Source organism: Streptococcus suis (assembly GCF_002960425.1).
Classification (GTDB): domain Bacteria; phylum Bacillota; class Bacilli; order Lactobacillales; family Streptococcaceae; genus Streptococcus; species Streptococcus suis_S.
Genome location: NZ_POIZ01000043.1, coordinates 69555 through 76929, shown reverse-complemented (window position 1 = coordinate 76929; position 7375 = coordinate 69555). Strand labels below are relative to the sequence as shown.

6 protein-coding genes and 1 rRNA gene are annotated in these 7375 nt (G+C 37.4%); 1 reads left to right on the top strand and 6 read right to left on the bottom strand.

Annotated features, from left to right (window positions below; all coding sequences use genetic code 11):
• Together C1G57_RS11240 and C1G57_RS05705 are read right to left on the bottom strand one after the other, a co-directional pair.
• A 16S ribosomal RNA gene (locus tag C1G57_RS11240) occupies positions 1-63 on the bottom strand; the annotation flags it as partial.
• A 466-nt stretch (positions 64-529) separates the two neighbouring features.
• Complete coding sequence (locus C1G57_RS05705; RefSeq protein WP_105114119.1) at positions 530-1000, bottom strand: sigma-70 family RNA polymerase sigma factor; 471 nt, start codon at positions 998-1000, stop codon at positions 530-532.
• A gap of 619 nt (positions 1001-1619) precedes the next feature.
• Here C1G57_RS05705 and tnpA point away from each other — a divergent pair.
• Positions 1620-2084, top strand: a complete 465-nt coding sequence (gene tnpA / locus C1G57_RS05695) for an IS200/IS605-like element ISSsu4 family transposase (protein ID WP_029172398.1) — start codon at positions 1620-1622, stop codon at positions 2082-2084.
• A 195-nt stretch (positions 2085-2279) separates the two neighbouring features.
• Here tnpA and ftsH read toward each other — a convergent pair whose 3' ends face one another.
• From ftsH to C1G57_RS05670, 4 genes are read right to left on the bottom strand one after another with little or no spacing between them, the layout of a single operon-like run.
• Entirely contained in the window at positions 2280-4253 is a 1974-nt protein-coding gene (gene ftsH / locus C1G57_RS05685; RefSeq protein ID WP_105114117.1) for an ATP-dependent zinc metalloprotease FtsH, read from the bottom strand.
• A gap of 21 nt (positions 4254-4274) precedes the next feature.
• Positions 4275-4817 carry a hypoxanthine phosphoribosyltransferase gene (hpt, locus tag C1G57_RS05680; RefSeq protein WP_105114116.1) on the bottom strand — a complete coding sequence of 181 codons (543 nt, stop codon included), beginning with the start codon at positions 4815-4817 and terminating at the stop codon, positions 4275-4277.
• A gap of 7 nt (positions 4818-4824) precedes the next feature.
• Positions 4825-6093: a tRNA lysidine(34) synthetase TilS gene (tilS, locus tag C1G57_RS05675; protein ID WP_105114115.1), complete on the bottom strand. Its 1269-nt coding sequence runs from the start codon at positions 6091-6093 to the stop codon at positions 4825-4827.
• Entirely contained in the window at positions 6094-7374 is a 1281-nt protein-coding gene (locus tag C1G57_RS05670; protein WP_105114114.1) for a serine hydrolase, read from the bottom strand.
• Position 7375: the final 1 nt, after the last annotated feature.

Here is a 7375-nt window from a genome sequence, read left to right as displayed (position 1 = left end):
CACTTGCATGTATTAGGCACGCCGCCAGCGTTCGTCCTGAGCCAGGATCAAACTCTCATAAAAAGTTTTGATTCAAACTCAAGCTATTGCTAGCTTTCCGTTTTATTGTTTTTCGTTATTGACGATTTATCCTAGATAAATCACCCTGCACGTTTGGTTCGTCTTCTTTAATTTTCAAAGGCCTTGTTCACTGCCGCGCTCTCGCGACAACTATCTTAGTTTATCATTTCTTCAACTGTTTGTCAACACTTTTTTGAAACTTTTTTTGTTTCTTTTTTCAGTGTTGTGTCTCAGATTTGACAACTCAATTATTCTATCATCTTCATTCAACCTTGTCAACACTTTTTTGAAATCTTTTTTTCATTTCTTTCTGTCAACGCAATCTCAAAAGACAACTCATTTATTCTATCATCGCATTGTGTGTTTGTCAACACTTTTTTGTTCAATTTTTTTAAAAGAAGCAAAGTAAAACTTCCATTGTGGCTCTACCTTGCTTCTTGATTATAATGAACATTTTATAATAACTGATTTATCGAAATTCTTTTAAATGAATTTGTAATTCACGTATCATTTCCCGGCGACCATTGAAACATTGTCCGCTAATTAATTTTTCATATTTATCGAGTTGATCCTTGCTTAGATTTTTCCGATAGTCTCTCAAGGCACCTCTCAACATTAATAGTTCATCGTTTATCAAGCCTGGTGATTGTATGGCGTGAGATAATTCATGAATATCTTCATGTGGCATACGATCAAACTTGCGTTTTTGACTTTCCTGCTTGCGAATATGATCCTTGATTCGATTTCTAAACTTGACTTTGAAATAACAATACAATTGAACTTGTTCATCAACTAACCACGGTTCTTCTTCCAATAATTCAAACAAGGTCATCATTCCTTCTTGTTCCCAATCATCGCGATCCCATAGTTTAATGTAAAACTCTTTTCGAGCCTTGGTTACAATGCCTTTGACGCTTGCGTACACTTTTTCGAATTCCATTACTTAATCTCCTTTGGTTGATGGGTTAAGTTTATCGAAAAGTGTTGGCTTTCTACAGGACATTTTTGTCTTGTAGACTCTAAATCAAGGTGATTTACTATGGATACTTTATGACAAGACGGATATTTTGTTTTATGCGCTGTTTTTTTATTTCAGATAATTGTTCTACATTAGGTACTTCCTTTTATTAATAATGTTGATGCAACTTGACATGAGTGTTTTTAATAAGGATATCTCAAATGGATTTTTTCTCCTTATTTTTTAGCACCCTGCAATTAAGAATTTTGCATCTTTTTTTGAATGTATATTATACCGCAGTTGCATACTGTGCTTTGATTAGGATTTTGAACTTTCTATTTTTCTTAGTTCAAAATATATGGCTTTTCACTCTTCTTGATCTATTTCTTATTATCTTTAATAACCACAAAGCCCTCACTAAGTATCTAATCTTAATGAGGGCTTGTGATCATTATGTGACTTTTAGTCCGTCACGCTCCGTAAGGTGCGTGACAAATAAACCACCCGCTATGCGGGTGCGCGACGAAGGTTATACCAAAAAAACTCCAAACGCGATACAATAAAGGTGTTCAAGCCTATTGTAAAGCGAGAGGAGAAAAGTATGGCACAAAAGGCACATAGTTTATCACATACAAAGTGGTTATGTAAGTACCACATTGTCTTCACACCTAAGTATAGACGAAAAATCATCTATAATCAATATCGAAGTAGCTTGGGAGAAATATTCCGACGTTTGTGTAGTTATAAAGGCGTAGAAATTATCGAAGGACATCTGATGCCGGATCATGTTCATATGTTAGTCAGTATTCCTCCGAGGTTAAGTGTATCAAGCTTTATGGGTTATTTAAAAGGTAAGAGTGCTCTTATGATGTTTGATAAACACGCCAATCTCAAATATAAATTTGGCAATCGTCATTTCTGGGCAGAGGGATATTATGTAAGTACAGTTGGACTTAATGAAGCCACAATTAAGAAGTATATTCAAGAGCAAGAAAAGCATGATATAGCACTTGATAAATTGAGTGTAAAAGAGTATGAAGATCCCTTTAGGGATAATGGCAAGTAGTACGAATGCCTCTTTAAGAGGCTAGTGACGAGTCAAAAGCAGTGAGGCTTGAACAAAGTGAAAGCCAGCGTCTTTAGGCGCTGGCTGGTGATGTGGGCTTATAGCCCTTGTTCAAACCACCCGTTTGACGGGTGGTCATGATTTTATTAGTTTGATAGCAAAAATTGTAGATGTCATACTCAAAGTATTTTTATATTACTCTTTTGTATTTATCTTCTCTTTTACTTCTTCGTAAGAAAGGGGATGAACATCCTCGTCATCTTGTTCAATACTCTCTGGCATTTTGCCTGTTTCATATAGAGATTTAATTTGAACACTATCGAGAGTTTCGTATTTAAGCAAGGCTTCTGCGATTAGTTTATGAGTTTCGCGATTAGACTGAATAATTTCAGCCGCTTTGTTGCGAGCTTCATTCAGCAAATCACGGACTTCGTTGTCTAATTCATAGGCAGTTTGTTCTGATATGTGTTTATGAGTTGTTTGTCCACCAAACATAGCATGACTACCTTCATACTGCATTGGTCCCATTTTTTCACTCATACCATATTCTGCAACCATAGCACGCGCCATCTGTGTCGCTTGTTCAAAGTCATTTGAGGCACCTGTTGTTTGGGTATTGAAAATAATTTCTTCTGCAACACGTCCCCCCATAAGACCAGCCAATTGCTCTTTCATGTCTTCTTTAGATAGGAGCATTTGGTCTTCTTTTGGAAGGGCAATCATGTAACCACCAGCGCGACCACGTGGTACAATAGTAACTTTATGAACTTCACGCGCATTTGACAAGACAAGGCCAACAATCGTATGACCAGCTTCATGGTAGGCAACGATCTCACGTTCTTTAGCTGAAATTTGGCGGTCTTTCTTAGAAGGTCCTGCAATGACACGGTCTTCTGCTTCATCGATATCTGAAGCATCAATGACAGTTTTGTTTCGACGTGCGGCTACAAGGGCTGCTTCGTTGAGAACGTTCTCTAAATCAGCACCAACAAATCCTGGTGTTTGTTGTGCTACTAATTTCAAATCTACATCTGCTGCTAGTGGTTTATTCTTCGCGTGAACTTTTAGGATTGCTTCGCGACCCTTGACATCTGGACGACCAACCAAGACTTTACGGTCAAAACGTCCCGGACGAAGAAGGGCTGGATCTAAAACATCACTACGGTTGGTTGCGGCAATGACGATAATCCCTTCGTTGCCTTCAAATCCATCCATTTCAATTAAGAGTTGGTTAAGGGTTTGTTCACGTTCGTCATTACCACCACCCATGCCGACACCACGTTGGCGACCGACAGCATCGATTTCATCGATGAAAATGATAGCTGGTGCTGCTTTTTTTGCATCTTCAAACAGTGAACGAACACGACTAGCTCCGACACCGACAAACATTTCAACGAAATCAGAACCAGAAATCGAGAAGAATGGAACACCTGCTTCACCTGCTACAGCTTTTGCCAAAAGAGTTTTACCTGTTCCTGGAGGTCCCTCTAATAAGACACCTGCTGGAATACGGGCACCAAGCTTGGTAAAGCGTTTAGGATCTTTCAAAAACTCTACCACTTCTACCAGTTCTTGTTTTTCTTCTTCTGCACCTGCGACATCTGAGAAACGAACTTTGATATTGCTTTGCTCAAGAGCTTTTGCTTTGTTTCGTCCAAAGTTCATTGCTCCTCGAGCTCCGCCACCACCTTGGTTCATCATCATCATGAAGAATACACCTACAATTACAAGTGGTAACAAATTAAAGATGATATTTAACCATAGTCCATTAGAACTTTCTGGTTTAATGGTTACCTTAACACCATTTTCATTTGCTAGGGTTTGTAATTCTGATAAATTTGTTTCAGATGGTAGAATAAGCGATTTGAAGTTTTTATAGGTAACAGTATTTGACACTTGGAATAGCTTAATAGAAGAAGCTAGTTCATCCTTGGCTGTCTGCTCTGTCTTGTACTTACCAGTAATTTCAATAACACTTGAATCTGGTTGATAAGTCAATTCTGAAACGTTATTATTCTTAAGCTCGGTAATAACTTGTGAATAGCTGATTTCTTGAGTCGCAACCTGTTGACCTGCATTAAAAAATTGGAATGCTGTAAGGATGGTCGCGATGACAAGAATAATGAGAAAAGGATTTCTTATAAATCCTTTATTTGGTTGATTGTTCATAATATAGTAGGAAACCTTTTTCTATTTTGTATAAACTTCCTCTTTTAGTACACCAACGTAAGGAAGGTTACGATAGTTTTCATCGTAGTCTAATCCAAAGCCAACTACAAATTCATTTGGAATAGTGAAGCAAGTATAGTCTGGCTCAATTTCAACTACACGACCTTCTGGTTTATCAAGTAATGTAGCAATCTTGATTGAAGCTGCTTGACGGAATGCAAAAAGCTCTTTCAATTCCTTCAAGGTACGACCAGTATCAATAATATCCTCAACAAAGATAATATGACGACCAGCAACACTGTTATCTAAATCTTTGATGATTTTAACTGTTCCGCTACTCTCCGTACCACCATGATAGCTTGAAACAACCATATAATCCGTTTCGATATGCGCATCAATATGCTTCATCAATTCTGCCATAAATGGAATAGAACCTTTTAAAATTCCAACAAGAATAGGGTTCTTATCTGCGTAATCGTTTGCTAGAATTTGCCCAAGTTCTTTACATTTTGCAACAATTTCTTCTTCTGAAACAAGAATTTTCTTAATATCTTTGTCCAACATAGTTGTTCTACTCTTTCATTTTAATATATAAGGTAGCTTTGATTATATCATTTTTTATTGATTTACTCAAATCACTGCTAGCAAGATTGGCAATTCCATAAATTTCACCAGCTTGTTCAATAATAATGGCCTCTTGTCGTACTTGTTGAGGTATTTTATTGTCAATAAACCAGCGGCGAACTTTTTTATTCACACCATTTATCAGGATAGTATCTCCTGCCTGCCTACCCCGCAATCGAATCGGAACCTCACTTGGAAAATGTAAAATCTGCTCAGCATTTTCAAGGGGGTGATTGAGTGAAAAAATGTAAGAACCATAAGAAAAAATACCTTCTGATTCTACCATGACTGGCTCTTTTTGCTCATCCGTCTGAGGTCCTATTTTATAAATCTTGAAACTATCATACTCTTTCTCTAAAATATAATCATTTTTTAATAGATGTCTATAATTCGCTTTTGATTGCAAAATATGAAGGAGCTCATTAAATTGCGGACGTGATAGTTGCAAATCAGAGAATTTCTCTACATACTCCTCTAGCAGATAAGTCTGTACAGCCTGGGTCTGCTGTCGAAAACTTGTCAAATCTGTTACAGATAAATGGTTAGTTAAATCTCGCAAAGCCTGTAATAAATTACTGGTATCATCTGCAAGGTTGTTGAGAGCAAGTTCAACTTTAGGATTTTCCTGTTTTAACTGTGGGAGATACCTGTTTCGAATTCTATTTCTAAAATAGTTCAAACTTTGATTGCTAGCATCTTCAAAATGAAACACAGTGTCAAAGTCAGACTTTTTAAAAGACAGAAGTGGTCGAATGAGTTCTCCGCCTGCAAAGGTCTGGATAGGCTGAATGGCAGACAAATGACGTAAGCGACTTCCTCGAATCAAACGCATCAAAACTGTCTCTGCTTGGTCATCAGCATGGTGGGCTGTTACCAGTGCGGTGTACCCTTCCTGCTCCATGATTTTCGCAAAGAATGCGTAACGCCATTTCCTCGCTGCTTCTTCTGAAAAAGTTCCTTCAAAATGTGATAGAAAGAATGGAACCTTGCTATCCTCTGCTAACTGCCTGAGGTAGCTTTCCTCACTAACAGATTCCTCTCTTTGTCCATGGTTAACATGGGCAAGTCCCAGAGAAATCCCCAATTCTTGTCGACATTGGTCTAAAAGATGAAACAAATTCATGGAATCCAAACCACCTGATACAGCCACAAGAACTTTCTCATGCTTATCAAAAAAGTGACCTTCCCGTGTCACTTTTAAAAATCTATTTTTCATTTACTTTAAAATCCCGTAAATATCATTTGCAATTTGCGTAATCTCATCATAGCTTGATTTATCTGTAAAGATGGATAAAACAAACGGAGATTCTGTATAGACAATGGCCACGTCATGTTTGACATCGTCCGCATCACCAATTTTATGGGCCACTGGAACGGCAATATCCTTTGAAATACGCTGATTATCGAATTGCGTTGACAGAAGGCTTTCTAAAACGTAGCCTTCTTGTTCATACAAGGCTTCCATCATTGTTCCCGCAACTTCTGCCGTTGTTTCACGTGTAACCATATCCCACTTACTGTCTGTAACATCTGTGATAATTTGTTCAAAATCCTTATCAAATCTATGTGTCACATAATAAGAAAGTAAATTACTGGCTACATTATCTGACTCTTTAGCAGTCTTGTTAATCAATTCTTCCAGTGAATATTCCTTATTATCTGGTGTTTTTGATAGAGAACCGCTACCACCAACGACATAAGCACCTGGAAATACCATAGATTCTGCTGTATATTTGACTTTCGTTGTCAAATCAATCTGACCAGCATTGATTTGCTCCTGAACATAGTAAAGGATCGGTAATTTAGCAATACTAGCAGAATAAAACACCTTATCTTGATTAAGACCCGCTGACTGACCAGTTGAAAGTTGCTTAACATATATTCCGATGTTGTTTTTAGAATATTTCTGTGTAAGCAAGGCTTGAACAGCTTCCATTCTATTGTCAACTGTAGACAAATCATCCATAGCAATCCAGCCCTTGTCTGCGACATAAGCAAAGTCACCTATTGGCGTAGTAGAAATTTTAGAAATGGTAACTGCTTGATAAGCCTGTATATCTGTTTTGACTTCCTTGGCTTGATTTGCTATCGGAGAAGATAGAACAGTAAGATTTTTATTTGTCCAGTAGGTCTGCTCAACAAAAGTTTCTGTTAAAACGACGTCATCAAATAATTTATTGGTATCTGCCACAATATAGGAAGCATTATCAATCTGAAAAACCAACTCTTTTTTGGAATTCACATTCACATCTGTGATGGAAAAATCCTGATTTGGTTTCAACTGACCTACTATTTGTGTCAATTCTAGGTCAGAATAAAGATTTTCAACTTGAAACACATTTGGATTTTGAGGGATAGTCTGAAAATACTGGTCATATACTGTCTGAGTCAATTCATATTCTTCTTGTGCTGTGAGTTTAAACGGTATTTCTGTACTATCAACCACCTGCCATCCAAATAAAACTGGCAATAACCATACGAGCAGTTTCTTCTGCATA